The organism is Catenuloplanes atrovinosus (genome assembly GCF_031458235.1).
GTDB lineage: Bacteria > Actinomycetota > Actinomycetes > Mycobacteriales > Micromonosporaceae > Catenuloplanes > Catenuloplanes atrovinosus.
The window spans coordinates 2,584,309-2,609,937 of sequence record NZ_JAVDYB010000001.1; the positions used below are offsets into that span (position 1 = coordinate 2,584,309).

18 protein-coding genes are annotated in these 25,629 nt (G+C 73.7%); 8 read left to right on the plus strand and 10 right to left on the minus strand.

The annotated features are described in order from the left end of the window. Window positions 1-146: 146 nt before the first annotated feature. Window positions 147-1,226: a Gfo/Idh/MocA family protein gene (locus tag J2S41_RS11625; RefSeq protein WP_310366616.1), complete on the minus strand. Its 1,080-nt coding sequence runs from the start codon at window positions 1,224-1,226 to the stop codon at window positions 147-149. Next, window positions 1,223-1,987: a ThuA domain-containing protein gene (locus J2S41_RS11630; RefSeq protein ID WP_310366618.1), complete on the minus strand. Its 765-nt coding sequence runs from the start codon at window positions 1,985-1,987 to the stop codon at window positions 1,223-1,225. Before J2S41_RS11630 ends, J2S41_RS11625 begins: the two co-directional genes overlap by 4 nt. 120 nt (window positions 1,988-2,107) lie before the next feature. On the opposite strand from J2S41_RS11630, the gene J2S41_RS11635 reads away from it, so the two are divergent. Together J2S41_RS11635 and J2S41_RS11640 are read left to right on the plus strand one after the other, a co-directional pair. Beyond that, window positions 2,108-2,659: a M23 family metallopeptidase gene (locus J2S41_RS11635; RefSeq protein ID WP_310376350.1), complete on the plus strand. Its 552-nt coding sequence runs from the start codon at window positions 2,108-2,110 to the stop codon at window positions 2,657-2,659. A gap of 50 nt (window positions 2,660-2,709) precedes the next feature. Then, window positions 2,710-3,087: a hypothetical protein gene (locus tag J2S41_RS11640; RefSeq protein ID WP_310366622.1), complete on the plus strand. Its 378-nt coding sequence runs from the start codon at window positions 2,710-2,712 to the stop codon at window positions 3,085-3,087. A gap of 1 nt (window position 3,088) precedes the next feature. Here the strand turns inward: J2S41_RS11640 and J2S41_RS11645 are convergent, their stop codons facing one another. Continuing rightward, complete coding sequence (locus J2S41_RS11645; RefSeq protein WP_310366624.1) at window positions 3,089-5,527, minus strand: tetratricopeptide repeat protein; 2,439 nt, start codon at window positions 5,525-5,527, stop codon at window positions 3,089-3,091. Between the two features lie 142 nt (window positions 5,528-5,669). Between J2S41_RS11645 and J2S41_RS11650 the strand changes: the two genes are divergently transcribed. From J2S41_RS11650 to J2S41_RS11660, 3 genes are all read left to right on the plus strand, one after another. Beyond that, entirely contained in the window at window positions 5,670-6,146 is a 477-nt protein-coding gene (locus J2S41_RS11650) for a 2'-5' RNA ligase family protein (RefSeq protein ID WP_310366625.1), read from the plus strand. A 253-nt stretch (window positions 6,147-6,399) separates the two neighbouring features. Beyond that, window positions 6,400-8,976 (plus strand): FG-GAP-like repeat-containing protein, encoded by a 2,577-nt coding sequence (locus J2S41_RS11655; RefSeq protein ID WP_310366628.1) that lies wholly within the window; start codon window positions 6,400-6,402, stop codon window positions 8,974-8,976. Then, window positions 8,973-9,653, plus strand: a complete 681-nt coding sequence (locus tag J2S41_RS11660) for a copper chaperone (RefSeq protein ID WP_310366629.1) — start codon at window positions 8,973-8,975, stop codon at window positions 9,651-9,653. The genes J2S41_RS11655 and J2S41_RS11660 overlap by 4 nt, the downstream gene beginning before the upstream one ends. Window positions 9,654-9,714: 61 nt before the next feature. On the opposite strand, the gene J2S41_RS11665 is transcribed toward J2S41_RS11660, so the two are convergent. From J2S41_RS11665 to J2S41_RS11675, 3 genes are read right to left on the minus strand one after another with little or no spacing between them, the layout of a single operon-like run. Continuing rightward, complete coding sequence (locus J2S41_RS11665) at window positions 9,715-10,908, minus strand: serine hydrolase domain-containing protein (RefSeq protein WP_310366634.1); 1,194 nt, start codon at window positions 10,906-10,908, stop codon at window positions 9,715-9,717. 3 nt (window positions 10,909-10,911) lie between these two features. Then, window positions 10,912-12,429, minus strand: a complete 1,518-nt coding sequence (locus J2S41_RS11670; RefSeq protein WP_310366636.1) for an alpha/beta hydrolase — start codon at window positions 12,427-12,429, stop codon at window positions 10,912-10,914. 17 nt (window positions 12,430-12,446) lie between these two features. Next, window positions 12,447-13,790 carry an MFS transporter gene (locus J2S41_RS11675; protein WP_310366638.1) on the minus strand — a complete coding sequence of 448 codons (1,344 nt, stop codon included), beginning with the start codon at window positions 13,788-13,790 and terminating at the stop codon, window positions 12,447-12,449. Between the two features lie 105 nt (window positions 13,791-13,895). On the opposite strand from J2S41_RS11675, the gene J2S41_RS11680 reads away from it, so the two are divergent. Beyond that, window positions 13,896-14,522, plus strand: a complete 627-nt coding sequence (locus J2S41_RS11680) for a TetR family transcriptional regulator (RefSeq protein WP_310366639.1) — start codon at window positions 13,896-13,898, stop codon at window positions 14,520-14,522. Between the two features lie 33 nt (window positions 14,523-14,555). Continuing rightward, complete coding sequence (locus J2S41_RS11685; RefSeq protein WP_310366642.1) at window positions 14,556-15,230, plus strand: DJ-1/PfpI family protein; 675 nt, start codon at window positions 14,556-14,558, stop codon at window positions 15,228-15,230. Window positions 15,231-15,234: 4 nt separating this feature from the next. Here the strand turns inward: J2S41_RS11685 and manD are convergent, their stop codons facing one another. The 3 genes from manD to J2S41_RS11700 all read right to left on the minus strand — a co-directional run bounded on the left by manD (window position 15,235) and on the right by J2S41_RS11700 (window position 21,564). Then, entirely contained in the window at window positions 15,235-16,443 is a 1,209-nt protein-coding gene (gene manD, locus J2S41_RS11690) for a D-mannonate dehydratase ManD (RefSeq protein ID WP_310366646.1), read from the minus strand. A gap of 341 nt (window positions 16,444-16,784) precedes the next feature. Then, the gene (locus J2S41_RS11695; protein ID WP_310366649.1) at window positions 16,785-20,888 is read right to left on the minus strand and encodes an nSTAND1 domain-containing NTPase; all 4,104 of its coding nucleotides are present in this window, start codon (window positions 20,886-20,888) and stop codon (window positions 16,785-16,787) included. A 31-nt stretch (window positions 20,889-20,919) separates the two neighbouring features. Next, on the minus strand, window positions 20,920-21,564 hold the full coding sequence (locus tag J2S41_RS11700) for an HD domain-containing protein (RefSeq protein ID WP_310366652.1): 645 nt from the start codon (window positions 21,562-21,564) through the stop codon (window positions 20,920-20,922). A 340-nt stretch (window positions 21,565-21,904) separates the two neighbouring features. Between J2S41_RS11700 and J2S41_RS11705 the strand changes: the two genes are divergently transcribed. After that, on the plus strand, window positions 21,905-24,868 hold the full coding sequence (locus J2S41_RS11705) for a 3-keto-alpha-glucoside-1,2-lyase-like domain-containing protein (RefSeq protein WP_310366654.1): 2,964 nt from the start codon (window positions 21,905-21,907) through the stop codon (window positions 24,866-24,868). A gap of 152 nt (window positions 24,869-25,020) precedes the next feature. On the opposite strand, the gene J2S41_RS11710 is transcribed toward J2S41_RS11705, so the two are convergent. Continuing rightward, complete coding sequence (locus tag J2S41_RS11710) at window positions 25,021-25,614, minus strand: GyrI-like domain-containing protein (RefSeq protein WP_310366656.1); 594 nt, start codon at window positions 25,612-25,614, stop codon at window positions 25,021-25,023. Window positions 25,615-25,629: the final 15 nt, after the last annotated feature.

The following is a 25,629-nucleotide window of genomic DNA, read 5'->3' on the forward strand; positions in this document are numbered from 1 at the left end:
ACCAGGCGGCAGATCTGGCCATGCGCCGCGCCGATGCCGGCTGCGGAGTTTGCGGGACCGCCCGCGGACCGGCGGGGAGGCCGGCCACGGCCGGGCGGTGCCAGCTCCGAGCAGGCGGACCGCGACCCCGCCGGAAGCGGGAGGATCTAGGAGGTCTTCAGCGCCTCCCGCACCGATCCCCAGGATTGCAGCAGCTCGCGGACGTCGTCGCGGGTCTCGGCGGCGACGGCCGTGGCGTGGGCGCGCTCGAGTACGTCGTCGATCAGGACTCGTGCGCCGGTGGACGAGGACTGGACGGCTGCCTCGACCATGGTGAGGCTCAGGACGTTCTCGTGGACCTCGCCCATCGGCGGGACGCCGGTGCGCAGCGCGTGGGTGAAGGCGCGCAGCGAGCCGGCGATCTCGTGGCCGGGGTCGGTGGGGCCGGCGGCGGTCAGGGTGGAGGTGGTTTCCATGACGGGTGGGTCGTCGCCGTTCCAGGTGGCGGAGCCGTGTTCGGCGGAGAGGCGCCAGGTGCCGTTCCAGGAGGTTTCCAGGCCGGGGGAGCACCAGCTGCCGGTGTAGACGTATCGGACGCCGCCGGTCATCTCGAACGTGGCGGTGGCGGCGGCGTCGCCGGCGTACCAGCTCCAGGGCGGGTTGTGCTCCTCGCAGTAGACCGAGACGGGCTCGGCGCCGAGCACGAAACGGGCGGTGTCGAACGGGTGGATGGCCATGTCGAGCAGCAGCGGATGGTCCATCGTGTCGCGGAACCCGCCGAACCGGGGGGCCCTGAAGAACTCGGTGGTGAGCAGGCCGGGGCGGCCGAGGACGCGGGCCTGTTCGCGCAGGGCCCACAGGTGCGCGTTGTAGCGGCGGGACTGGCTGACCATGAACAGTTCGCCGGTGAGTTCGGCGGCGGCGACCAGGGACAGCGCCTGGGCGACGGTCTCGGCGACCGGCTTCTCGCCGAGCACGGGGAGGCCGGCGAACAACGCGGCGGTGGTGACCGGGTGGTGCGCGGCCGGAACGGTCACGTTGATGAGCGCGTCGGCGCCGGTGGACAGGGCCAGCGCGACGCCGTCGGTGCCGGTCGGGACGCGGCCCTCGGCGGCGGACTCGGCGGCGGCCGGGTCGAGGTCGGCCACGCCGACGAGATCGACATCAGGGTCATCGGCCACGGTACGGATCCAGGCGCGCCCCATCGCGCCCGCGCCGACCACGACCACGCGCAGCGGGGACGTCACAGCGGGCCCCCGTAGCCGTGGCCGCGGTAGAAGTCCTCGGTGTCGTAGCGCAGCAGCGTCGGGGTGGCGCGCTCGGGGCGGTCCGTGACCGCCCACTCGACCGCGTTCGCGATGACCGTGCGCACGCCGTCGTGGTGGTACGTGGGGTAGTCCTGGTCGCCGGGGCGGAAGTAGAAGATCCGGCCGTGGCCGCGGCGGAACGTGCACCCGGACCGGAACACCTCGCCGCCGGAGAAGGACGAGATGAAGACCAACTCGTCGGGGGCGGGGATGTCGAAGAACTCCCCGTACATCTCGTCCTCTTCGATGATCATCGGGTGCGGGACGCCGCGCGCGATCGGGTGCGTGGGGTCCACGGTCCAGACCAGCTCGCGGTCGTGCGCGGACCGCCAGCGCAGCGTGCACGTCGTACCCATGAGCTTGGTGAAGATCTTGGACCAGTGGCCGGAGTGCAGCACGATCAGGCCCAGGCCGGCCAGCACGTGGCGGTGGACGCGCTCGACGACCTCGTCGCCGACGTCCGCGTGGGCGGCGTGTCCCCACCAGGTCAGGACGTCCGTTTCGCGTAGAACGTCCTCGGTCAGCCCGTGTTCGGGCTCCTGCAGCGTGGCGGTGCGGACGGCCACCCGATCGCCGAGTTTCTCCGTGATTCCCTGAGCGATCGCGCCGTGCATACCGTCCGGATAGCGCGCGGCCACCTCGGGTTCATGCTGCTCATGGACGTTCTCGCCCCACACGGTGACGCGGATCGGACTAGGCACGGCTCCCCCTCGATCGTTTCCTCCAGCTTTCCACGGTCGCCGCCGCTGGTCTCGGCCTGGCACCATCGGACGGTGACTCTCACCCGTGTCCGCACCGTCGCCTCCATAGCCGTGGTCCTGATGGTCGCCGCGGCGGCGGTGTGGTTCATCGAGCGGGCCGTGCGCCCGCCCGGCCCGCGCCCCGCCTTCCAGCTCCCGGTCGCCTGCGGCGAGACCTGGCGGCTCAGCACGTACCCGGGCCACGGCGAGTTCGACGTCGACCTCTACCCGACGTCCGGCGAGACCTGGGGGCGGCCGGTGCTCGCCTCGTTCGGCGGCACCGTGGTGCGGGCCGGCATCAACGGCCGGCTCGGCGAGCGCACGCCGGACGACCCGGACGGCGAGATGGGCCGCGGCGGCGGCTACTGGGTCAAGATCGACCACGGTGGCAAGTGGTCCACGCTCTACCTGCACCTGCTGGAGCCGCCCATGGTCCGCGAGGGCCAGCGCGTCGAGATGGGCGACCAGCTCGGCCGGCTCGGCAGCACCGGCGAGTCCAGCGCGCCGCACCTGCACTACGAGCAGCAGCGCGGCGGCGAGAAGGTGGAGACGCACTTCGCGGGCGAGCCGTCCACCATCACGCACGACGAGGAGGAGTACGCGGTGAACCGGGTCAGCGGCAACTGCCCGTGAGGCACGATCCCAGGAGCCGATGACCCCCCGCCGGTACGTACCGTGTGCGCATGGATTCCCCTGATGCCGTCACGCGCGGGCCCCGGGCGGGGCGGATCGCGGTCGTCGCCGTCCTCGCGCTGCTGGTGCTGGCCGTCCTGACCGGTCGGTGGCTCTCGCCGAACCTGCTGCTCGGCACGCGCACCACCGAGCTGTCCTGCCGCGACGGTCTCTGCGTCGAGCAGGTGCGCCGCGGCGAGACGCTGATCCTCGCGCCGTACGACCGGATCCGGGTCGGCGTGCGGGGCGGCGCGCGCGCCTACGTCGCGGACAACCCGTTCGGCGACAGCCCGCTCACCGTCGAGTGGGCCGGCGGCGGCGTCCGGATCACCGACGGTACGGCCACGCTCTCCTGGGACGCGGCCGTGCTGGCCCGGCTCGGCGACTGACTCACTCCAGCCCGGCCCGCGCGCGGGCCCGCTGGTCGGGGGAGCCGATGTCGTCCGCGATCGCCAGGGCCTCGGCGTGCCGGTCCCGCGCCTCCGCCCGGTCCCCGGCGGCGCGGGCGGCCTCGCCCAAGCCGTTGAGCGCACGGGCCTCGCCGTACCGGTCGCCGGTCTCCCGGTACATGGTCAGCGCCAGCCGATGCAGGTCCACGGCCTGCTCCGGCCGGCCCAGCCGGGTGTGCAGCGTGCCGAGGCTGTCCAGGATGTTCGCCTCGCCGGTGCGGCTTCCGATCTGCCAGTAGAGCGCCAGCGCCCGCTGGAACCGCGCGGCGCCCGCGTCGTACCGGCCGGCCAGCACGTCCAGGTCGCCCAGCCCGTTCAGCGCGTTGGCCTCGCCGCCGCGGTCGCCGGCCTCGCGGAACAGCCGGATCGCGCGCTCCCAGTGCCCGGCCGCGGACTCGTCGCGGCCCAGCCGCACCTCCACGTTGGCCAGGTTGTTCAGCGTGCGTGCCTCGCCGATCCGGTTGCCGGCCAGCTGGAACAGCGCCAGCGCGCGCTCGAACAGGCCGGTCGCGTCCGCGGGCCGGCCGCCGCGGTCGGTGACGATGCCGAGGCTGGTCAGCGCGCGGGCCTGGCCGTCCGCGTCGCCGGTGCGCGCGAACAGCGCCAGCGCCTCCTCGAAGTGCCGGGCCGCCGCGTCCGGCCGGCCGAGCCGCCAGTGCACCCCGCCGAGGTCGGTGAGCGCGTGCGCCTGGCCGAGCGTGTCGCCGTCGCGCCGGGCCGCGTCGGAGGCGTGGCCGTGCATGGTCAGCGCGTCCGCGAGGTGGGTGCCGGTCAGGTACCGGAACAGCGTGCGGGACAGCCGCACCGTGTGCGAGTGCCAGCCGTGCGTGGCGGTGTGCGCCGCGACCGCGACCAGCGTGGGCTGCTCCGCGTTCAGCCAGTCCAGCGCCGTGTCCGGGTCGGACAGCTCCGGCAGCGGGGTCATGACGGGCGGCGCGGCCGGGCGCAGGTGCGCCTCCGCCGGGTGCAGCGTGTCCATGGCCGCGGACGCGGCGGCGAGGTAGTGGTCGAACAGCCGGGTCAGCGCGGCGCGCCGGTCCGGCGGGCGGTCCTCGTCCTGCGCGCGGGTGACCGTGTGCGCGCGGACCAGGTCGTGGAACGCGTACCGGCCGGGCGCGGGCTGCTGGAGCAGGTGGTCGTCGCGCAGCCGCTCCAGGCCGGCCCGGGCGGCGGCGAGACCGGTGCCGGTCAGCGCGGCGGCGGCGTACGCGTCCAGGTCCTGCCCCGGGTGCAGCGCCGCCATCCGCAGCAGCAGGCGCAGCTCAGGGGCCAGGTTCTGGTACGACAGCCCGAGCGCCAGTTCCACCCCGGAGTCCAGCCGCCGCTCCCGGTGCCGCTGGTCCAGCCGGTCCGCGTGATCGGTCAGCGTCCAGCCGGGCGTGCCCCGGATGTGCCCGGCGACCAGGCTCAGCGCCAGCGGCAGGTGCCCGCAGCGGCGCGCGATCCGGGCCGCCGCGTCCGGGTCCGTGCCGGTCGGCGTGCCGGGCGCGGCGTCGCGCAGATACGCCGTCGCCTCGCCGGGGGTGAACACGTCCACGGCCAGGCGCGTGGCCGGGCCCAGCGCGCCCAGCCGGCGGCGGCTGGTGACCAGCGCGAGGCAGCCGGGCGTGTCCGGCAGCAGCGGCCGCACCTGCGCGGCCGTGGCCACGTCGTCCAGCACCACCAGCGTGCGCGTGCCGGCCAGCCGCGCCCGGTACGCGGCCGCGCGCCCGTCCAGGTCGTGCGGCACGTCCCGGCCGGGCACGCCGAGCAGCCGCAGGAACCCGTCGAGCACCGCGGCCGGGTCGGCGGGCGGCTGGGCCGGGTCCGGGTGGAAGCCGCGCAGATGCACGAACAGCACCCGGTGGTACGGCACCTCGCGCAGCAGCAGGTGCGCGGCGCGCAGCGCGAGCTGGGTCTTGCCGACGCCGGGCATCCCCTCGATCGCCGAGATGACCACGGTGTCGCCGTCCCGCGCCGCGCGCCGCAGCAGCTCCAGCTCCGCGTCCCGACCGGTGAACCCGGCCGGGTCCGGCGGCAGCCGGTCCTGCACCCGCACCTGCGCCGACGCCTCGGACTCGCCGCCGACCACGCGCAGCACCTGACGCCACTGCGCCACGTAGCCGGTGTCCGGGTGCAGCGCGCGCACCACCTCGATCACCAGCTCGGTGTTGAGCCGGCGCCGGCCGGGCCGGAAACAGTCCGCGACCGTGGACCGGCGCGCGAGCTCCGCGGGCGGGCGGCCGGCCGCGGTCCAGGCCGCGTTGACCCGCTCCTTTATCGTCTCGTACGACGGGTCACCGGCCCAGATCTTGAGCAGCCGCAGCCGTTCCACCAGGTCGTCCAGGCCGGTCGCGCGCGCCGGATCGGGCAGCGAGACGAAGGCGGCCGCCGGATCCATCGTTCGAGGCTAGCGCCGTCCGGGATCGTCCGGACTTCGCCCGGCGCCCGGAGCGGGCGCCGACACTGCAGGGTGAGCCGGTCACCGGACGATGCCAGCACGGGGGTGGTAGCGTGCGGTGACCGGCGATGATCGTGGGGACATGGCGCGCACCGTGGAGCTGCTGCTCGATCCGGACCTCGATCGCGGCGTTCGGGCGCTGTGGGACCGGCTGGCCGCGTCCGGCGCGCGGAGCCTCGCCACCCACCCGCATGCCACCAACCGGCCGCACGTGACGCTCGCGGTCGTACCGTCGCTGTCCGGTCTTCCCGATCTCGGCCTGCCGGTCCCGGTGCGGCTGGGCCCGGCGAGGATGCTCGGGCGCGCGCTGGTCCTGGAGGTGTCCGGGCTGCGCGAGGTGCACGCGCGGGTGTGGGCCGCGGTCGGCTCGGAGAATCCGCTGCACGCGCCGGACCGCTGGGTGCCGCACGTGAGCCTCGCGCTGCGCGCCACGCCGGGGTCGGACGCGCTGCTGCACGGCCTGCCGCCGATGTCCGGCCGGGCGGTGGCCGCGCGCAGCTACGACCTGCCGACGCGCACGGTGGTCGGCCTTCCGGCGGGGCGCGATTCCGCGGAATGATCACCGGAATATGGCGGTCCGGGAATCGGCCGGCGCGGTTCCCGTCCGGCCGTCCCGCCTTCCGTCCGATTCGGACGCATCGCCCGAGACGGTGACGCACCAGGCCGGACAGCAGGGGAAACGGCTATATACAATTCCGTCTATTGACCGGCTAATACATTCTGTCCGATCACGGACTCGCCCTTTCCGGTGCCTTTGGTGCGACACAGACTTGGACTGAATTCGCACACGAGTGATGCGTGAGGGGGCGCAGATGCAACTCGTTCTGGAGAATTTCGGATATGCGTCCGGTGGCTGGCGCGTCGAACGGCACCCGCGATTCGTCACCGATCTGACCGGCGACGGCGTGGCGGACGTGCTGGGGTTCGGCGAGGGCGGGGCGTGGGTCGCGCCGAACAAGGGTGGCGGCACGGTCGGCGACGCGTTCCTGGCCGTGGCGGACTTCGGGTTCACCGCCGGCGGCTGGCGGGTGGATCGGCACCCGCGCGTGCCGGCGGACCTGACCGGCGACGGGCGGCCGGACATCGTGGGCTTCGGTGACGGCGGCGTGTGGGTGGCGCTCAACGACGGCAACGGCCGCTTCACGGCGCCGCGCCTGGTGCTCCGCGACTTCGGCTACACGGCGGGCGGCTGGCGGGTGGACCGGCACCCGCGGTTCGTGGCGGACCTGACCGGTGACGGCCGCGGCGACATCGTCGGCTTCGGCAACGGCGGCGTGTGGGTGGCGCTGAACAACGGCGACGGCACGTTCCGCCCGCCCCAGCTGGTGCTCCGCGACTTCGGGTACGACGCCGGCGGCTGGCGGGTCGAGCGGCACCCGCGGTTCGTGGTGGACGTGACCGGCGACGGCCGCGCGGACCTGGTCGGGTTCGGCGAGGGCGGGGTGTGGGTCGCCCGCAACAACGGCGACGGCACGTTCGCCCAGCCGGTGCTCACCGTCCGCGACTTCGGGTACGCCGCGGGCGGCTGGCGGGTGGACCGGCATCCGCGCGTGCTGGCCGACACCACCGGCGACGGCCGGCCGGACGTCGTGGGCTTCGGCGACGGCGGCGTGTGGGTGTCCCGCAACGACGGCAACGGCGGCTTCGGCGCGCCGGCCAGGGTGGTCGCGGACTTCGGTCACAGCGCGGGCGGCTGGCGGGTGGACCGGCACCCGCGCTACGTGACCGACCTGACCGGCGACGGCCGCGCGGACCTCGTCGGCTTCGGCGACGGTGGCGTGTGGGTGTCCCGCAACGACGGCAACGGCGGGTTCGCCGCGCCCACCATGGTGCTCGCGCACTTCGGCTACGGCGCGGGCGGCTGGCGCGTGGAGCGGCACCCGCGCGTGCTGGCGGACGTGACCGGCGACGGCCGGCCGGACATCGTGGGCTTCGGCGACGGCGGCGTGTGGACCGCGCACAACAACGGCGACGGCACGTTCCAGCGGGTGCGCATCCGCCGCGACATCTGGGAACTCCAGGCGGACGGCCCGTGGGACCCGATCACGCTCGCCTACGCCAGGGCGATCCGCGCGCTCCAGGCCCGGCCGGGCAGCGATCCGCGCAGCTGGGAGTACCAGGCCGCGATCCACGCCCGCGCGGAGCAGACGCCGCCCGGCTCGCTGTGGAACGAGTGCCAGCACGGCAGCTGGTACTTCCTGCCCTGGCACCGGGCGTACCTGTACTACTTCGAGGAGATCGTGCGCGCGGAGGTGATCGCGCAGGGCGGCCCGGCCGACTGGGCGCTGCCGTACTGGAACTACTCGGTCCCGGGGCGGGCCGCGCTGCCGCCCGCGTTCCGCGAGACCACGATGCCGGACGGCTCGCCGAACCCGCTGTTCATCGCGGACCGCAACCCGGCCATGAACGACGGTGCCTCGCTGCCGTCCACCGCGACCAGCGCGGCGCGGGCGATGGCGTTCACCACGTTCACGCCGCCGCCCGCCCCCGGGTTCGGCGGTGGGCGCACCACGCCGCAGCAGTTCTGGGACCTGCACGGCGAGCTGGAGTTCACGCCGCACAACGACGTGCACGTGCTGATCGGCGGCTGGATGAGCGACGCCGCCATGGCCGCGCTCGACCCGATCTTCTGGCTGCACCACGCGAACATCGACCGGCTGTGGTCGTCGTGGCTGGCGCTCGGCGGCGGCCGGGCCGACCCGGCGGACGAGGAGTGGCGCGACACCGCGTGGGGGCTGTTCGACGCGGCCGGCAACCGCGTCTCGCTCGCCAACGGGCAACTGGTCGACACGGCCGGGCAACTCGGGTACGTGTATCAGGAGGGCGTCGCGCCGGGAGCGAGGCCGGGGGTGGAGCCGATCATGAGTGCCCGATCCGACGGCGAGCCGGAGTTCGTCGGCGCGTCCGACCGGCCGATCACGCTGACCGGTGACCCGGCCCGCGTCGAGGTCCCGATCGACGCGCCCACGGTCGCCGCCCGCCGCGCCGCCGTGCCCGCGCAGGTGCTGCTCAACCTGGAGGACGTGGCGGCCGACCGCGCGCCCGCCACCGTGTACGAGGTGTACGTGCGCCCGCTCGGCACGCCGGACGCGGTGCCGCACCACGTCGGCAACGTGTCGTTCTTCGGCATCGACCACCTGGGCGGCCGGGCCGCCGCCGAGGACCGCCCGCACGGGTTCCGGCGCACGTTCGACATCTCCGCCTGGGTCGCGGAGTTGCGCGACCGCGGCGAGTGGACCGACGCGGGCGCCGCGGTGTCGTTCCGGCCGGTGCGGGTCGAGGTGCCGCCGGACGTGCGCGAGTCCGCGGACCCGGCGGTCGTGGCCGCGGCCGTCGAGGCGCAGTCCGCGCCGGTCACCATCGGCCGCGTCAGCATCTTCTACCGATGACGGCGCTCCGGCTCCGGGTCGCGCGTGCGGCCCGGAGCCACCCGCACTGGCCGGCGATGCTGCTGGCGGCCGCGGCGTGGGTGGCGATCCTGCTGCCCCGGCCGGGCACGGCGCGGCACGCGCACCACGCGGACCCGGTCGGGTTCGGTGACTGGGTGCTGATGTGCGTGGCCATGATGGTGCCGATCGTGCTGCCGGCGGTCCGGCACGTCGCGGTCAACAGCCTGCGTCGCCGCCGGCTGCGCGCCATGGCGATCTTCCTGGCCGGGTACGTCGGCGTCTGGGCGCTGGCCGGCGCGGTGCTGCTGCCGGTGGCCGCGCTGCCGCCGCGGGTGCCGCTGCTGGTCGCGCTGATCGCGCTGGCCGCGGTGTGGCAGGTGCTCCCGGCCCGGCGCGCGTGCCTGCGCGCCTGCCACCGTACGGTGCCGCTGCCGCCGACCGGACCGCGCGCGGCCGCCGGCGGGCTGCGGTTCGGCGTGTGGCACGGCCTGGCCTGCGCCGGCGTCTGCGGCCCGCTGATGGCGATCATGGCGGTGCCGGGCACCCACCACCCGCTGTGGATGATCGGCGTGACCGCGGCCGTGTTCCTCACCCGCTACCCGCCGCGCGGCCGGCGGCGCGACGGGCTGGTGCTGGACCCGCGCTTCCGCCGGGTCAGTGAGCAATCTTCAACCTGACCTGTGGGGCCGGGCGGCGTGGCGACGCGGGACGGTCCGGGTGCGCCAGGTTGACAAAGGCTCAGTCCACCAGCGCGGAGTAGACCAGCTGACTCAGCCGCTGTCTGATCGGGTGCGTGCTGGACGGCGAGAGCTGCGAGAAGAACAGCGCGGTCACCCGGTCCACCGGGTCGACCCAGAAGGCGGTGCTCGCGATGCCGCCCCAGTAGTAGGTGCCGGCGTTCCCGGCGCCGTGGCCGGGGACGGTGTCCTGCACCACGGCGAAGCCGAGCCCGAAGCCGACGCCGTCCAGCGTGGTCTCGGCGAAGCCGCCGGTGGACAGCGCGCCGAGGTCGAGTCCGCCGGGCAGGTGGCTGCGGGTCATCAGCCGCACGGTACGGCTGCCGAGCACCCGCCGGCCGTCCAGCTCACCCTCGTTGAGCAGCATGCGGGTGAACCGGTGGTAGTCGGCCGCGGTGCAGATCAGGCCGTGGCCGCCGGCCCGCAGCACCGGCGGCCGCAGCGCCTGCGCACCGGTCGCCGGGTCCGGCACGGCCAGGCCGGTGACCGGGTCGGCGACGTGGAACGCGGCGAGCCGGTCCACGTCCGGCCCGTCCACCCAGCGCCGGACGCCGGTCATGCCCAGCGGGCCGAGCACCCGCTCGCGCAGCACGGTGTCGAGGTCCTGCCCGGTCACCACCTCGATCAGGCGGGCCAGCACGTCGGTGGCGACCGAGTAGCCCCAGGCGGTGCCGGGCTGGAACAGCAGCGGCAGCTCGGCGTACCGGTCGCAGGTGGCGGCCAGGTCCAGCGTCTCGTCGATGCCGGCGTCGCGGTACAGGCTGTCGACCACGGAGGTGCGCAGGAAGCCGTAGGTCAGCCCGGACGTGTGGCTGAGCAGGTGCCAGACCCGGATCGGCTCGACCGCCGGCACGGTGAACGGGCGGAGCGTGGACCCCTTGTCGTAGACCCGCACCTCGGCGAAGGCGGGCAGCCACCGGCTGATCTCGTCGGTGAGCTGGAACCGGCCCTCCTCCCACAGCGACATGGCCGCGACCGAGGTGATCGGCTTGGTCATCGAGTAGATGCGCCACAGCGTGTCCGGCTCCGCGCCGTGCACGCCGCTGTGCACCACCCGGCCGTGCCGCGCCACCACGATCTGCCAGCCGGGGAGCAGGCCGTCGTCGACGTACCGGCGGAAATGCGCGTCGATGCGGCGCAGCCGCTCGGCGGAGAAGCCCTCGGCCTCGGGCTCGGCCTCGATCTCGACCGGCACGGCTCACCGGGCCCCGGACGGCGGGAACGGCGGGTCGGGCCGGCACACCGTGCCCGGCGCGGGCGGGGTCGCGTCGATCAGGTAGCGGGTGACGTGCGCGTCCACGCAGTCGTTGCCCTGCAGGTGGAAGGCGACGTGACCCCAGCCGGCGAAGGTGAGCAGGCGCGAGTTGGGCAGCAGCCGGGCGGCGGCGAGCGCGCCCGCGTACGGCGTGGCCGGGTCGAAGTGGTTGCCGACGATCAGCACCGGCGCGGCCGTGCGCGCCGTCCACGGCCCGTCGTAGCGGTCCTGCCCGGCGCTCGGCGGCCAGGACCGGCACGCGCTCCACACCCAGGCGTAGATCCGGCCGAAGTAGCCCTGCTCCCGCTCGGCACGGTCCGCCGCGTCCCGCCAGGCCCGGAACGAGCGCGGGTTGACCGTGTCGGAGCAGGCCACGCCGAACTCGCCCTCGAACTGGTTCGGATACGCCTCCGGCGCCGGCGGCGCCCGCCGCCCCGACGGGAACAGCTGGTGCTCCACGCCGGCCAGGTAGCGGGCCAGGTCCGGCCAGCGTGCCGCGTTCCAGGTGCCCCACAGCGCGACGCCGATCAGGTCGTTGTAGGTGAGCACGACCGGCGCGCCGGTGAACGGGTCGGTGATCGGCACCGGAGCGCGCCGCACCCGCTCGGCCAGCCGCGCGAACCGGCCGCTCGCGTCGCCGGAGAAGGCGCAGGCCGCGCCCGCGGCGTCGCAGACCCGGAAGAACTCCTCCAGGGTACGGGTCGCGTCGCGGCCGGAGCCCATCCGCGTGGCGGTCGGCGTGGTGTGCCCGGCCGGGCCGGGACGGGTGGCCGTGACCGGGTCGATGACGCCGTCGATGACCAGCGCGCGGACCGTGCGCGGGAACAGGTTGGCGTAGGTCTGCCCGAGGATCGAGCCGAACGAGTAGCCGAGGAAGGTCAGCTTCCGGTCGCCCAGCCGGACCCGCAGCAGGTCGAGGTCGCGGGCCACGTCGGCGCTGGACATGTGGTCGATGATCGGGTGGCCGCGCCGGTCGCAGGCGGCCGCGAGGCGGTCGTCGGCCCGCCGCCAGACCTCCTCCTCGGCCGGCGTCTCCGGGTAGAGGAACGGCGCCTGGTCCGCCCGCTGCTCCTCGGCCGTGGCGTAGCAGCGCAGCGCGGTGCTGGCGCCCAGCCCGCGGGAGTCGAAGCCGACGATGTCGAACCGGGCGCGCAGTTCGGCCGGCAGGTCCCGCAGGTACGTCTGGACGAACGAGACGCCGGACAGGCCCGGCCCGCCCGGATTGATCACCAGCGAGCCGATCCGCCGGTCCGGGTCGGTGGCCGGCATGCGGGTCAGCGCGATGCTGATCCGTGGCCCGGCCGGGTCGTCGTGGTCCAGCGGGACGGGCACGGTCGCGCACTCGAAGCCGTCCGCGCACGGCGTCCAGCGCAGCGGCGGGGGCCCGGCGGAGACGGGCGCGGCCAGCACGGCGAGCAGCAGCGCGCCGGCCGCGCCGCCGACGGTGGTCCGGCGGATCATGTCAGCTCACCCCCGGCTCAGGCCGGCTCGGGCACGGACTCGTCCGGTACGGCCGGAGCGCCGCCGCCGGGCCGCCTCTCCCGCCGGATCACCAGCGCCAGGACCGGCACCAGCGCCAGCCCGACGCAGGCCGCCGCCACGATCACGTAGTAGGGCGCGAACAGGCTGCCGGTGCTCTGCTCGATCCGGCCGTACACCACCGGCCCGACGAACCCGCCGGTGATGCCGAGCGTGTTGATGAACGCCAGTCCCGCCGCCGCGGCCAGCCCGGACATCCGCGACATGGCGACCGACCAGAACAGCGGCAGCGTGCCGAACCCGAAGAAGCTGGAGATGAAGATCAGGAAGACCCGGTAGACCGCGTCCGTGGTGGTCAGGAACCCGATCATGATGAGCAGCGTGCCGGTCGCGCAGACGCCGATGAGCAGCACCTCACGGCCGAACCGGCGCTTGAGCCACGGGAAGAACAGCACGCCGGCCAGCGCGGAGATGCCACCGCTGCCGGCCACCACGCCGATCAGGAACGGGCTGGTCAGCCCCAGCTCCTGGAGCACCGCCGGGAAGTTGAAGCCAACGCCGGCCGCGATCGACTGGTTGACGAAGTAGATGCCCGCGATCAGCAGCACCACCGGGCGGCCGAAGATGAGCCGGAGGTTGCCGCGCAGGTGGGTCGCGGTGGGCGCGTCCCGGCTGACCGCATGCTCGGTGAGCACGGCCGCCTCGTCCGGCGTCAGCCACTTCGCGTCGGAGGGCCGGTCCGGCAGCGTGAGCCAGACCAGGCCGCCGACGAGGATCGTCACCAGCCCTTCGACCAGGAACATCCACTGCCAGCCGTGCAGGCCGGCGAGGCCGTCGAGCTCCATCAGCGCGCCGCCCATCGGGGAGCCGATGAAGATGCCGATGCAGGGCGCCGTGTAGATCAGCCCGACCATGGTGACCCGGTGCTTCTGCGAGAACCAGAGCGTCACCATGTACATCAGTGCGGGGAACAGGCCCGCCTCGGCCGCGCCCAGCAGCAGGCGCAGCACGTAGAACGAGATGTCGTTCTGCACGAACATCATGGCGGCGGAGACGGCGCCCCAGGTCACCGCGATGCGGGTGATCCAGACGCGCGGGCCGACCCGGTAGAGCACCAGGTTGCTCGGCACCTCCAGCAGCGCGTACGACACGAAGAACAAACCCGCGCCCAGCCCGTACGCCGCGGCGCTGATCCCGACGTCGGCCTCCAGCGCCGTCTTCGCGAGCGCCACGTTGGTGCGGTCGACATAGGACATGAAGTATGCGATTCCGATGATCGGCAGGAGCCGGATCATCGCCTTCCTGGTCGCCGGTTCGTGTAGTGCGGACCTCACATCCGACATGCCGACACCTCCGTCACCGCATCTGACGTGCGATACTACGGAGTATCACGTTATGGTGATCGATGTTTTGTGTCAACGGTCACAGTGAGATCCAGGGGGTGCCGGGTGGAGACGAGCCCGCAGGTGGTGGCCGACGCGCGCGTGCGGATTCTCGACGCGGCCGCGGAGGCGTTCATGCGGAGCGGCTTCTCCGGCACCACGATCGACGACCTCGCCCGCGACGTGCACGCCACCAAAGGGCTGGTGTACTACCACTTCAAGTCCAAGTTCGACATCTTCCTCGCGGTCTACGGCGAGGGGATGCGCCGCGCCCGCGCCCGGGTCGAGCCGTTCGCCGCCGGGCCGGGCACCGGCCGGTCGCGCATCGAGGCCATGTCCGTCGCGCACCTGCTCAACGTGATGGAGGACCTGGCGTACCACCACGCGGTGCATCAGGCCGTGCGCGGCGAGGTCTCCGCCGGGCTCAAGGCGCGCCAGCTCGAGGCGCTGAACGACCTCGGCCGGCTGCGCGCCGACTACGAGGAGATGTTCCGCGCCGTCGTCGCCGAGGGCATCGCGGACGGCTCACTGCGCCGGGTGAACCTGCGCCTGGCCGTCCGCACGCTGCTCAGCAACCTCAACGCGGTCGACAACTGGTACCGCCGGATCGACGGCCAGACCGCGGACGACCTGCACCACCTCGCCGTGGAGATCGTCGACCTCCTGATCGGCGGCCTCGCCACGAACCCGTAGGAACTTTCCGCGCCCCCGGCCCGACTAGGGATCATGAATCGTCGATCCCTGCTCGGTGCCGCCGCTGCCACCCACCGGAGGCCGGCCTGGTCACCCGAGAGCCCGCTCCGCGTCCAGGTGGTCGTCTTCGACGGCGTGGAGGAGATGGACTACACCGGGCCCTTCGAGATCTTCTCGATCGCCGCCCGGATGAGTTCCGGCGCCGCGACCGTGACGCTGGCCGGCGGCGGCGAGCCCGGCGAGATCACCGGGTACTACGGTTCGCGGTTCACCGTGACCGCGCGCCTGGACCCGGCCGCCGCCGACCTGATCGTCGTGCCCGGCGGCGGCTACGGCAACAAGACCGGCCCCGGCATCTGGGGCGAGATCGCCAAGGGCGTGATCCCGGCCGCGCTGCGGGCCGCGCCCCGGCCCGGCCTGACCATCTCCTCGCTGTGCACCGGCGCGTTCCTGCTCGCCGAGGCCGGCCTGCTCACCGGCCGCCGGTGCACCACGCACCACCTCACCACGGCCGAGATCGCCGAGCGCGGCGGCGTCATCACGAACGCGCGGGTGGTGGACGACGGCGACGTGGTCACCGCCAGCGCGGTCACCTCCGGCATCGACCTCGCGCTGCACCTGGTCCGGCGCGAGCTGGGCGCGGACGTGGCGGTCCGGATCGAGAACCTGATCGGATTCGAGCGCCGGGGCACGGTCTGGCGGGCCTGAGCGCTCACCAGTCGTGCACGGAACCGTCGAGGCGGCGTGCCACCGGCAGGTACTTCGCCTCGTACGGGAAGCGGGCCGCGGCCTCGTCGTCGTACTCCATGCCCAGCCCCGGCTCCTCGGACGGGAACAGCATGCCGTTCTCCAGCCGCGGCGTGCCCCGGAACACCTCGTACGTCTCCGCCGTGTGTCCCATGTGCTCCTGGATGCCGAAGTTCGGCACGGTGATGTCCAGGTGCACGGCCGCCGCGACCGTGACCGGCGACAGGTCGGTCGCGCCGTGCGAGCCGGTGCGCACCTGGTAGAGCGCGGCCAGGTCGAAGATGCGGCGCAGGTGCGTGATGCCGCCCGCGTGCACCACCGTGGTCCGCACGTAGTCGATCAGCTGCTCCGTGATCAGCGCCTGCACGTCCCAGATCGACGACAGCACCTCGCCGGTCGCGATCGGCGTGGTGGTGTGCCGCCGGATCAGCCGGAACGCCTCCTGGTTCTCGGCCGGCGTCGGATCCTCCATCCAGAACAGCCGCAGCCCTTCGACGCTCCTGCCGAACCGGGCCGCCTCGATCGGGGTGAGTCGGTGGTGCACGTCGTGCAGCAGGTGGAAGCCGAACCCGAACCGCTCCCGCACCTTCGCCAGGTAGGCCGGCGCGTAGTCGAGATACGCCTCCGTGCTCCAGGCCTGCTCGTCCGGCAGGTTCGTGGCCGCCGGCTCGTAGAGCTGCCCCTTGCGCACGCCGTAACTGCCGCTCAGCCCCGGCACCGCGGCCTGCGCGCGGATCGCCTGGAAGCCCTGCTCCTGATAGCGCGCCACGTCGTCCAGCAGCGACTCCACGTCCGTGCCGCTGGCGTGGCAGTAGACCAGCACGCCGTCCCGCGACCGGCCGCCGAGCAACTGGTAGACCGGCAGCCCCGCGACCTTGCCCTTGATGTCCCAGAGCGCCACGTCCACCGCCGCGATCGCGGTCATCGTCACCGGCCCGCGCCGCCAGTAGGCACCGCGATACAGGTACTGCCAGGTGTCCTCGATGCGCGCCGGATCCCGGCCGATCAACAGCGGCGCCAGATGATCCCGCAGGTAGGCGGCGACGGCCAGCTCACGCCCGTTCAGCGTGGCGTCGCCCAGCCCGGTCACACCGTCCGACGTGGTGATCCGCAGCGTCACGAAGTTGCGCCCCGGCGACGTCACCAACACCTCGACCCGATCGATCGTTGCCACGGTCCACTCCTCGATGTCGTAGTGCGATTCGCTGAGTTCGCCCCGGGGCCGAGCCCCGGACCCCACGATCGATGTGCCCGCTTCCGGCGTGGTCGCGATCCGCATGCTCCCGCGGGCGCTGAGTTTGCCCCGGGGCCGAGCCCCGGACCCCACGATCGATGTGCCCGCTTCCGGCGTGGTGCGGCCCGCATGCTCCCGCGGGCCAACCTCGCGCCGGCTCCGCCGCCGCTCCGCCGTCGCATCGGAGCCGGTGCCGCCGTGGGTCACCACGAGCCGCGGCCCGCGCCGTGCGCGTTTTCCGGCCGCGCGGGCCGCGCGGGCCGCAGATCGGCGACGTTCGTTCATGAGCCGGGGCAGCCGGCCGGGCGGGGGCGGGCCGCCGCCCGCTCGGCCGGGACGAGGACGTCGCAGACCGAGGTGAGCGCGCCCGCCGGGTCGAGCTGCCAGAGGCCCGCGGTGTTGTCGGCGGACGCGGTCAGCAGCAGGCCGGGGGAGCGGAACGTGATCGAGTAGATCAGGTTGACGTGGCCGGTGAGCTGTGCGATCAGCGTGCCGGTGGCGACGTCCCAGAGCCGGATCGTGTTGTCCACGTCGGTCGCGGTGGCGAGCGTCCGGCCGTCGGGGGAGTACGCGATCGCCCTGATCATGCCGGGGTGGGTGCCGAACGATCGGGCCGGGCCGCCGCCGTCGCCCGCGTAGATCTCGATGCGCCGGTCCACGCCGCCGACCGCGAGGTGCCGGCCGTCCGGGCTGCGGTCGGCGTCGATGATCTGGCGGGTGCCGACCGGGTGGACGGAGACCGGGGCCAGGTCGGACGTGCGCCAGGTGTGCACCCGCGCCGCGGTGGGCCGGCCGACCGCCCCGGTGACGTTCACGACCGCGCTGACCGTGCCGCCGTCCGGGCTGAACACCACGTCCACGGCGTTCTCGCCGCCGATGTCGAGCGTGCCGCGCTCGCGCAGCGTGGCCGTGTCGAACAGCAGCGCCAGCCCGGTGGAGAAGCCGTCCTCGTCCGGCGGGCCGGAGCCGGTGGCGGCCAGCATCGTGCCGTCCGGCGAGAACTCGATCTGGACCGGCGTGCCGAACCGGTCCGGCCGTCCCACGGTCAGCTCGCCGCGCACGCGGCCGTCCGGCGCGCGCACCTGCACCCGGCCGTCCGTGGTGGAGATCGCCATCGTGCCGTCCGGCGCGTACCGCAGGTCGTGGGCGGGCAGGCCGGTCTCCTCCGTGCGGACCGGGTCACGGGTGTCGGTGTCGGTGATGGTCAGCGTGCCGTCGCGGGAGACGCTGGCCACGCGCGGGCCCGCCGGGTCGGCCGCCGCGTCCACGACCGGCTCCGGATGGAAGATCCAGTTGTCGCCGCGGCGGAACACGGCGGTCGGCGCCTCCGCGCCGGACACCACCACGACCCGGCCGTTCGCGGAGATCGCGACCGCGTTCGGCGCGCCGGTGAAGCCCACGAAGCCGCGGTTCTCCAGCCCGTCCGGCAGCGACCACGAGTTGAGGTGGGCGCGCTGGTCGGTGCCGAACGTGAGCAGCCGGTTGGTGGGCGTGATCACGAGCGGGTCGGGGGAGCGGAACCGGCCCGGATCGGTCAGCGTGCCGAGCTGCGCGCCGCCGTCCACCCGCCAGGTACGGATCACGCCGTCCTGGCCGTTGGTCACCAGCACGCCGTCCGCCGCCAGCGCGACGCGCACCGCGCCGGGCACGGCCGTCATCCGGGCGCCGTCGCGCAGCCGCCAGACCGCGGCGCCGCGCTGGGCGTCCGCGACCGCCGCGTACACCCCGTCCGGGCTGACCGCGAGGTCGAACGGGACCAGGTCGCCGATCGGGAACGACAGCGTCCGCCGCCCGGTCGCCGCGTCCCACGCGCTCAGCTCGTTGCCGTCGGCCGCGTCGATGCGCAGGGCCAGCAGCGTGTTGGTGCCGGGCTGCCAGGTGCGGGGCAGCCACGCCACGGCGCCGAGGGCGGGCAGCCGGCGCAGCAGCGTCCCGGCCGGCACCTCCCAGATCTGCACGCCGTCGGCGACCGGCACGCTGACCGCCAGGTACCGGCCGTCCGGTGAGAACGCCACGGAGAGCACGACCTGTCCGGCCGCGGCCACGAGGTCCGGGCCGATCCGGGTGAGCGTCGCGGTGTCCCACAGCTCGACGTGCCCGTCCGCGCGCCCGATCGCGATCCGCGAGCCGTCCGGGCTGACCGCGGCCGCGGGCCCGCCGAAGCCGGTGCCGAGCGTCCCGGCCGCGCTGGTCATCTGCGCGGACAGCAGGGCGCCGCGCGCCTCCGCGGTCGGCGACTCGTGCCAGGCGTCCACGGCGCGGCGCATCGCGGTCAGGTCGTCGCCGCCCAGCGCGGTCAGCGACTCCGCCGCGTACTGCCGCGACACCGCCTCCCGCCGCCGCTGCTGGGCGCCGAGCCCCTGGTCGACCGCGACCACCACGCCGGCCACGGCCAGCAGCAGCGCCACGCCGAGCCCGGCCGCGAGCGCCCGCAGCCGGTGGGTACGCCGCCGGCGCGCGACCTCCGCCGACTCGGCCGCGACGGCGCTGGCCGCGAGGTACTCCCGGTACACGTCCGGCTCGCCGGCCGGGGCCGCGTTGGTCAGCTCCCGCGCGGCGGCCAGCCGGGCGCCGCGCAGCAGCAGGTCGGGGTCGCGGCCGGAGGCGTGCCAGTCCGTGGCCGCGTCGCCCAGCCGCTGGCGCAGCAGCAGTTCCTCGCGCGCGGTGGCCAGCCAGCCCGCCAGCCGTGGCCAGCTGGTCAGCAGCGCCTCGTGGCTGATCTCCACGGTGTCGTCGCCGGCGGTCAGCAGCCGCGCGGACACCAGCAGCCGCAGCACCTCCGCGTCGATCACGCCGCGCGGCCCGCGCCGCCGCACCGGCGTACCGCCCTCGGCGATCGTGACCAGGCCGAGCATCGCGGTCCGCAGCCGGTCCCGCGCGCCCGGGTCGAGGCCGAGATAGATCCGCTCGGCGGTCTCCGCGACCGCGCGGTGGATGCCGCCGGTGGCCTGATAGCCGGCCACGGTCAGCCGGGTGCCCTCGCGCCGGTCCCAGGTGGCGCGCAGCGCGTGCGCGAGCAGCGGGAGCGTGCCCGGTTCGTACCGCCGGCCGGGTGTCCCCGGCGCGGTCAGGTCGCGCAGCAGCAGCTCGGTCAGGCCCGGCTCGACCTCCAGCCCGGCGCGCGCGGCCGGCCCGGTGACCGCGCGGCGCAGCTCGTCGTCGCCGAGCGGCTCGACCACGGTCATTCCGGCCGCGAGCATGCGGTCCAGCGGTGCCAGCTCGGTGCAGGCCGCGTAGAAGTCCGCGCGCACGCCCACCACCACGAGCGCCGGTGCGGCCTCGGCCAGCGCGGCCGCGAACGCGACCCGCTCCCGCGGGTCCGCGCACCGGGTGAACAGCTCCTCGAACTGGTCCACCACGATGATCGGCCGCTGTCCCTCCGCGGTCAGCCGCCGGATCACCGCCTGCCGCCCGTCGGTGGACGTGCCGGTCGCGGTCAGCGCCGCGATCCGCAGCGACAGCTCGGCCAGCGGGTGCTCGCCGGGCGTCATCAGCACCCACGGCCACGCGGTCGCCTCCGCGCCGAGCCCGCCGGCCGCGATCGCGGGCAGCAGCCCGGCGCGCAACAGCGACGACTTCCCGGCCCCGGAGACGCCGGTGACGATCAGCGGCGGCCCGCCGACCCGCTGCTCCGCCAGCCGCCCGAGCAGCAGCGCGGTCTCCCGGTCCCGCCCGTGGAACCAGGGCGCGTCCTCCGGCTGGAAGCTGCTCAGCCCCGGGTACGGGCAGACCGCGTCGCCGGCCGGGGCCTCGCTCACCGCGGCCGGCACCGAGGAACGCAGCTGCGCGTAGGCGATCAGTTGCCGCCGGATGCCGTCCAGCCGCTGATGGAGCTCCACGCTCTGCACCGCCAGCCGGTCCCGCACCTCGTCCAGCACCCGCCGGGAGTCGGTCACCATCCAGCGCAGCTCAGCGACGTCCGCGCCGAGCACGGTGAACGCGGTGACCAGCTCGTCGCGCCACTCCGCGTCGTCCGCGTCGACCGCGGTCAGCGCGGTGCCGACCGCGTCCACCGCCTGCAGAAGCCGCCCCAGCTCGGCCCGCAGCGCGCGCCCGGTCTCGTCGTCGGTGGCCAGCAGCGGTTGCAGCGCCGCCGCGATCGCGGCCCGCCACTCCTCCTCGGACGGCTCCGGGCGCCCGCGGAACCGTCCCGCGGTCTTGGTGAGCGTGTCCGTGAGGACGCCGACGCCGATGCCGCCGAGCTGCCCCAGCGCCGCGGCGAACGCGGCGGGCAGCTGCAGCGCGACCGCGGCCACCGGCGCGATCGTGGACGCGGCCACGAACGCCAGGATCGCGATCGGCCCGGCCCGCCGCATCCCACGCCCGGCGCCGCGCACCCACGCGGTGACGCCCTGGCGGGCGCGATCGGCGGCGGGACGATCCACAGTGCCATTCAAGGGCCCCGAACGACGGCCGTCAATCGTGGAAAGGGGCGGCCATCAGCACCTCGTCCACCGTGGGCAGTGCGAAACCTGGCACGTGCCGGCGGCCGACCTCGGCGAAGTAGTGCATCATCACGCCGGCCGGCTTCTCCGCGCAGATCGCGATCATCGTGTCCAGCGCGTCCTTCTTGAAACCCCGCCGTGGGTACGCCGAGACGATCTCGTCCAGCGCGCCGTCCGGCAGCGCGTCGAGCCCCACGCCGGCGAAGTCCAGCCCGGACCCGAGCGCCACGATCGCGATCTCCGGCCGCTTGCGCAGCGCGATGCCGAAGGACGTGTGCAGCGCGATCGCGTCCCACACCAGGTCCGCCGTCTCCGCCGCCACGCCGTTGCCGTCCAGGAACGCCCGCGCCGCGTCCGCGCCGTCCACCTCGAACCGCTCCGCCGGCGTCCAGAACGCCCGCAGCAGCCCCAGGTCGTGCAGCACGCACGCGGCGAACGCCACCTCCTCGTCGAAGGCGGTCCCGGCCCGCCCGAGCTGGATCGCCCCGAACACGTACGTCCGCAGTACGTGATTGACCAGCAGCTCCGGCATCGTCTCCCGCGCGTACGCGATCGTCCGCCGGGCCAGCTCCGTCCGCGGGATCCGAACGCCCGCCACCTCACCGATCTCGTTCATGCCCCGACCGTAGGCACTCCGGCCCCGGGAAACCGGCCGTGATCAGGACGAACACCGACGGATTCCCGCCATGGGCGGCGCTCAGCGCGTCCCGCCCGGGGCCGGCCGCCAGCCCGTCCCCGCAACTCCGCAGCCATGCTCCGATCATGACGGTTCGGGCCGCGACCGGTACGCGCGGGCGGCGCATCCGCTGGAGATCGCGGGGAAAAGCCCTGAAGGCCGAACTTTCGCTCATTCGGAGAAAAGTTTTTGAAGTGCGCATCGAAAGATCTAGACGTGCTGACGGAAGTGATCCAGGATGTTCACAGCCTCGCATCAAACCGGTAACCGGGGAGCGCACATGAGACGTCTGTCAGTGGCCGCCCTGCTCATCACCGCCGTCACCACGATCACCGCGGCGCCGGCACCGGCGTTCGCGGCCGATCCGCTGCCGCAGGAACCGGGGGTGACACTTCGGACGTACGACATCGGGGTGCCGCTCAGCCGGGTCTGCGAGCTCAAGCCCGGGCAGACGCCCAACGTGGACAAGCTCATGCCCACCATCGACTGGTCCACCGACGAGCACTTCGGCCTGCAGAGCAACTTCGTCACGCACGCGCTGGCGAACCTGACCGTGCCCGCGAACGGCGGCTACACGTTCCGGCTGACCAGCGACGACGGCTCGAAGCTGTGGATCGGCGACACGCTCGTCGTCGACCACGACGGGCTGCACGGCGCCGAGCCGAAGGACGGCACGATCGACCTCACCGCGGGCGTGCACCCGCTGCGCATCGAGCACTTCGAGCGGGACGGCGGCCAGGAGCTGCGGCTGGCCTGGCGCACGCCGGGCGCGGCCGACTTCGCCACCGTGCCGAACAGCGCGCTCACCACGGACGCGGGCGTGGTCCGGGTGACCGCGCCGGGCCGCAAGGAGTGCGTCTCCGGCACCGACACGCCGGGGGACGGCCTGCCGCTCACCGCGGTCAACCCGGGGTACACGCTGACGGATCTCCGCCCGCCGGGCTTCGAGCCGCAGGTCAGCGGCATCGCGTGGCGGCCGGACAAGAAGATGGTGCTCACCACCTGGGGCGGCTCGGACAAGCTGGAGGGCGAGGTCTACCTGGTCGAGAACGTGACGGGTAAGACCGGGCCGGCCAGCGTCAAGTACACCCGCATCGCGGGCGGGCTCAAGGAGCCGATGGGCGTGGCCGTGGTCGACGGCATGGTCTACGTGTCGCAGAAGCACGAGCTGACCGAGCTGCGCGACACCGACGGCGACCAGATCCTGGACGCCCGCCGCACGGTGGCGACCTGGCCGTTCGGCGGCAACTTCCACGAGTTCGCGTTCGGCCTGCTCTACCGGAACGGCAACTTCTACCTGAACCTGTCCGTGTCGATCAACTACGGCGGCGCGACCACGGACCCGCAGCCGGTCGGCGGGCGCGGCACGCACATCGTGGTCAACCGGCGCACCGGCAAGGTCACCACGGTCGCGGGCGGGCTCCGCACGCCGAACGGCATCGGCTGGGGGCCGAACAACTCCATCTACGTGACCGACAACCAGGGTGGCTGGCTGCCGTCGTCCAAGCTGCTCAAGATCCAGGACAAGGCGTTCTACAACCACTACACCAACCCGGACGGGCCGTTCGACGCGAACCCGGTGACCCGGCCGGTGCTGTGGCTGCCGCAGAACCAGATCGCGAACTCGCCCAGCACGCCGGTGCTGCTCGACTCCGGTCCGTACCGTGGCCAGCTCCTGATCGGTGACGTCACCTACGGCGGGCTGCAGCGCGCCGCGCTGGAGACCGTGCACGGCGTGGAGCAGGGCGCGGTCTTCCGGCACACGCAGGGCCTGGAGGCCGGCATCAACCGCGTGTCGATCGGCCCGGACGGCGCGATCTACGTCGGCGGGCTCGGCGCGGAGGGCAACTGGGGGCAGGCCGGCAAGCAGTGGTTCGGCCTGCAGAAGCTCACCCCGAACGGCACCAGCGTCTTCGACATGAAGACCATGAAGGCGGTGCCGGGCGGGTTCAAGATCGAGTACACCGAGCCGCTGTCCGACGCCACCGTCGCGAAGCTGCCCACCGCGTACCAGCTGGAGCAGTGGCGCTACGTGCCGACCGCGCAGTACGGCGGCCCCGAGGTCGACCTCGAGACGCTCGCCGTGACCGCCGCGACCGTCTCCTCCGACCGCAGGACGGTCACGCTGACCGTGCCCGGGCTGCGCCGGGACCGCGTCGTGCACCTGCGCTCACCGCGCCCGTTCGCCGCCCGGGACGGCGAGGCACTGTGGAGCACCGAGGCCTGGTACACCATGAACGAGCTGCCCGGCCCGAAGGCGCAGCAGGTGTTCTACGAGGCCGAGGAGGGCAACCGGGAGGGCGGCGCGTCGCTGGCCACCGACCACCGCGGCTACTCCGGCATCGGCTTCACCGCCGGCTTCGGCAACCTGAACGCGTCCACCACCATGCACGTCACCGTGGACAAGGCCGGCGACTACGCGGTCGGCCTGCGCTACTCCAACGGCCCCGACCCGTTCAGCGGCACCAAGACCGTCAGCGTGTACGTCAACGGCCGCAAGATCAAGCAGGTGTCGCTGCCGACCACGGTCACGTGGGAGGAATGGGCGATGGTCACGGAGAAGCTGTCGCTGCGCAAGGGCGCGAACACGATCCAGTACCGGGTGGACGCCACCGACACCGGCCACGTCAACCTGGACCTGATCAGCGTGCGCACGCCCGGCAAGCGCATCCCACTGTTCGACGGCGCGAACCTGGACAACTGGCAGCACACCGACGGCCGCCGTCCGCAGTGGCCGCTCGTCTCCGGCGGCGCCACCGAGGTCTGCTGCGGCGACCTGCGCACCAAGGAGGCGTACGGCGACTACAAGCTGCACGTGGAGTTCAAGGTTCCGCTGCTGCCGCCGGAGGTCACCGGCCAGGACCGCGGCAACAGCGGCGTCTACCAGCAGGAACGCTACGAGGTCCAGGTCCTCGACTCGTACGGCGACACCACGCTCGCCAACAACGAGGCCGGCGCGATCTACCAGCACAAGGCGCCGGACGTCAACGCGGCCACCGCACCGGAGACGTGGCAGACGTACGACATCACGTTCCGCGCGGCCCGCTACGACGCCACCGGCGTCAAGACCGAGAACGCCCGCATCACGGTGATCTGGAACGGCCGCAAGATCCACGACAACGTCGAGATCCCGGCCGGCACCGGCGGCAACATCGCCGAGGGCCCGTCCACCGGCGCCATCCGCCTCCAGGACCACGGCAACAAGGTGCAATACCGCAACATCTGGATCGAACCAGCCGCGTAGCGGCCACCTTTCGGCCCCGGCGGCGAGTGTGCCGCCGGGGCCACCGGCATGCCCGGATAAGCCGGTGCCGCCAGTGCCGCTGGTGACACCAGGGTCGGCCCGCGACTCGCTGCGCCTCACTCCGCGCGTGTCGCCGCCCAGGTCACCGCCCGCTACGGCGCGACCGGCTGGCGGAGAAGCGTGCGCCGCCGTTCCGGAGGAACCCGGCGGAAGTCGCTGAAGTAGACCTCGTGGTGGCGGCCCGTCATGCGCAGCCCCTCACCCGGGATGAACTCGTCATGCATCCGCGCCAGCACCGCGGCCTCGTCGTCGAACGCGCCCACGTGCAGCGTCTGCACGCACCGCCCCTCGGCCAGCGTCTCCACCCGCACTCCGCCGGCCGCGGGGATCATCGCCTCGTCGATCCAGTCCGGCACCATGATCATCAGCGTCCAGCTCCACCGCGACTTGTCCCGCGCGGCGGTGAACGCGTCCATGTCGTCCGCCCACCACAGCCCCTCCAGCGGCGGCACCACGTAGTCGCGGCCCAGCTCCGTCTTGCTGAAGAACTTCAGCCGGTACGCCACCGGATACAGCGCCTCGACCGCGGCGGTGAAGGCCGGTGACGTGTTCGGATCGCCCTGCCCGTCGGCCATCAGGTACCGCATCGCGGGCACGTCCACGAGCCGGAACCGCCCGCGCGTCGCGCGGTAGGCGTCCAGCGTCCTCTTGAAGTCGATTTTCGTCGCGTCCCCGTCCCGGCCCACCGGGACACTCTAAGG

Coding starts and splice junctions, on each gene's coding strand:
- J2S41_RS11670 (WP_310366636.1), bottom strand. CDS start 12,429: ATGATCCGCCGGACCACCGTCGGCGGCGCGGCCGGCGCGCTGCTGCTC.
- J2S41_RS11645 (WP_310366624.1), bottom strand. CDS start 5,527: ATGGATCCGGCGGCCGCCTTCGTCTCGCTGCCCGATCCGGCGCGCGCG.
- J2S41_RS11655 (WP_310366628.1), top strand. CDS start 6,400: ATGCAACTCGTTCTGGAGAATTTCGGATATGCGTCCGGTGGCTGGCGC.
- J2S41_RS11700 (WP_310366652.1), bottom strand. CDS start 21,564: ATGAACGAGATCGGTGAGGTGGCGGGCGTTCGGATCCCGCGGACGGAG.
- J2S41_RS11675 (WP_310366638.1), bottom strand. CDS start 13,790: ATGTCGGATGTGAGGTCCGCACTACACGAACCGGCGACCAGGAAGGCG.
- J2S41_RS11705 (WP_310366654.1), top strand. CDS start 21,905: ATGAGACGTCTGTCAGTGGCCGCCCTGCTCATCACCGCCGTCACCACG.
- J2S41_RS11640 (WP_310366622.1), top strand. CDS start 2,710: ATGGATTCCCCTGATGCCGTCACGCGCGGGCCCCGGGCGGGGCGGATC.
- J2S41_RS11685 (WP_310366642.1), top strand. CDS start 14,556: ATGAATCGTCGATCCCTGCTCGGTGCCGCCGCTGCCACCCACCGGAGG.
- J2S41_RS11635 (WP_310376350.1), top strand. CDS start 2,108: ATGGTCGCCGCGGCGGCGGTGTGGTTCATCGAGCGGGCCGTGCGCCCG.
- J2S41_RS11660 (WP_310366629.1), top strand. CDS start 8,973: ATGACGGCGCTCCGGCTCCGGGTCGCGCGTGCGGCCCGGAGCCACCCG.
- J2S41_RS11650 (WP_310366625.1), top strand. CDS start 5,670: ATGGCGCGCACCGTGGAGCTGCTGCTCGATCCGGACCTCGATCGCGGC.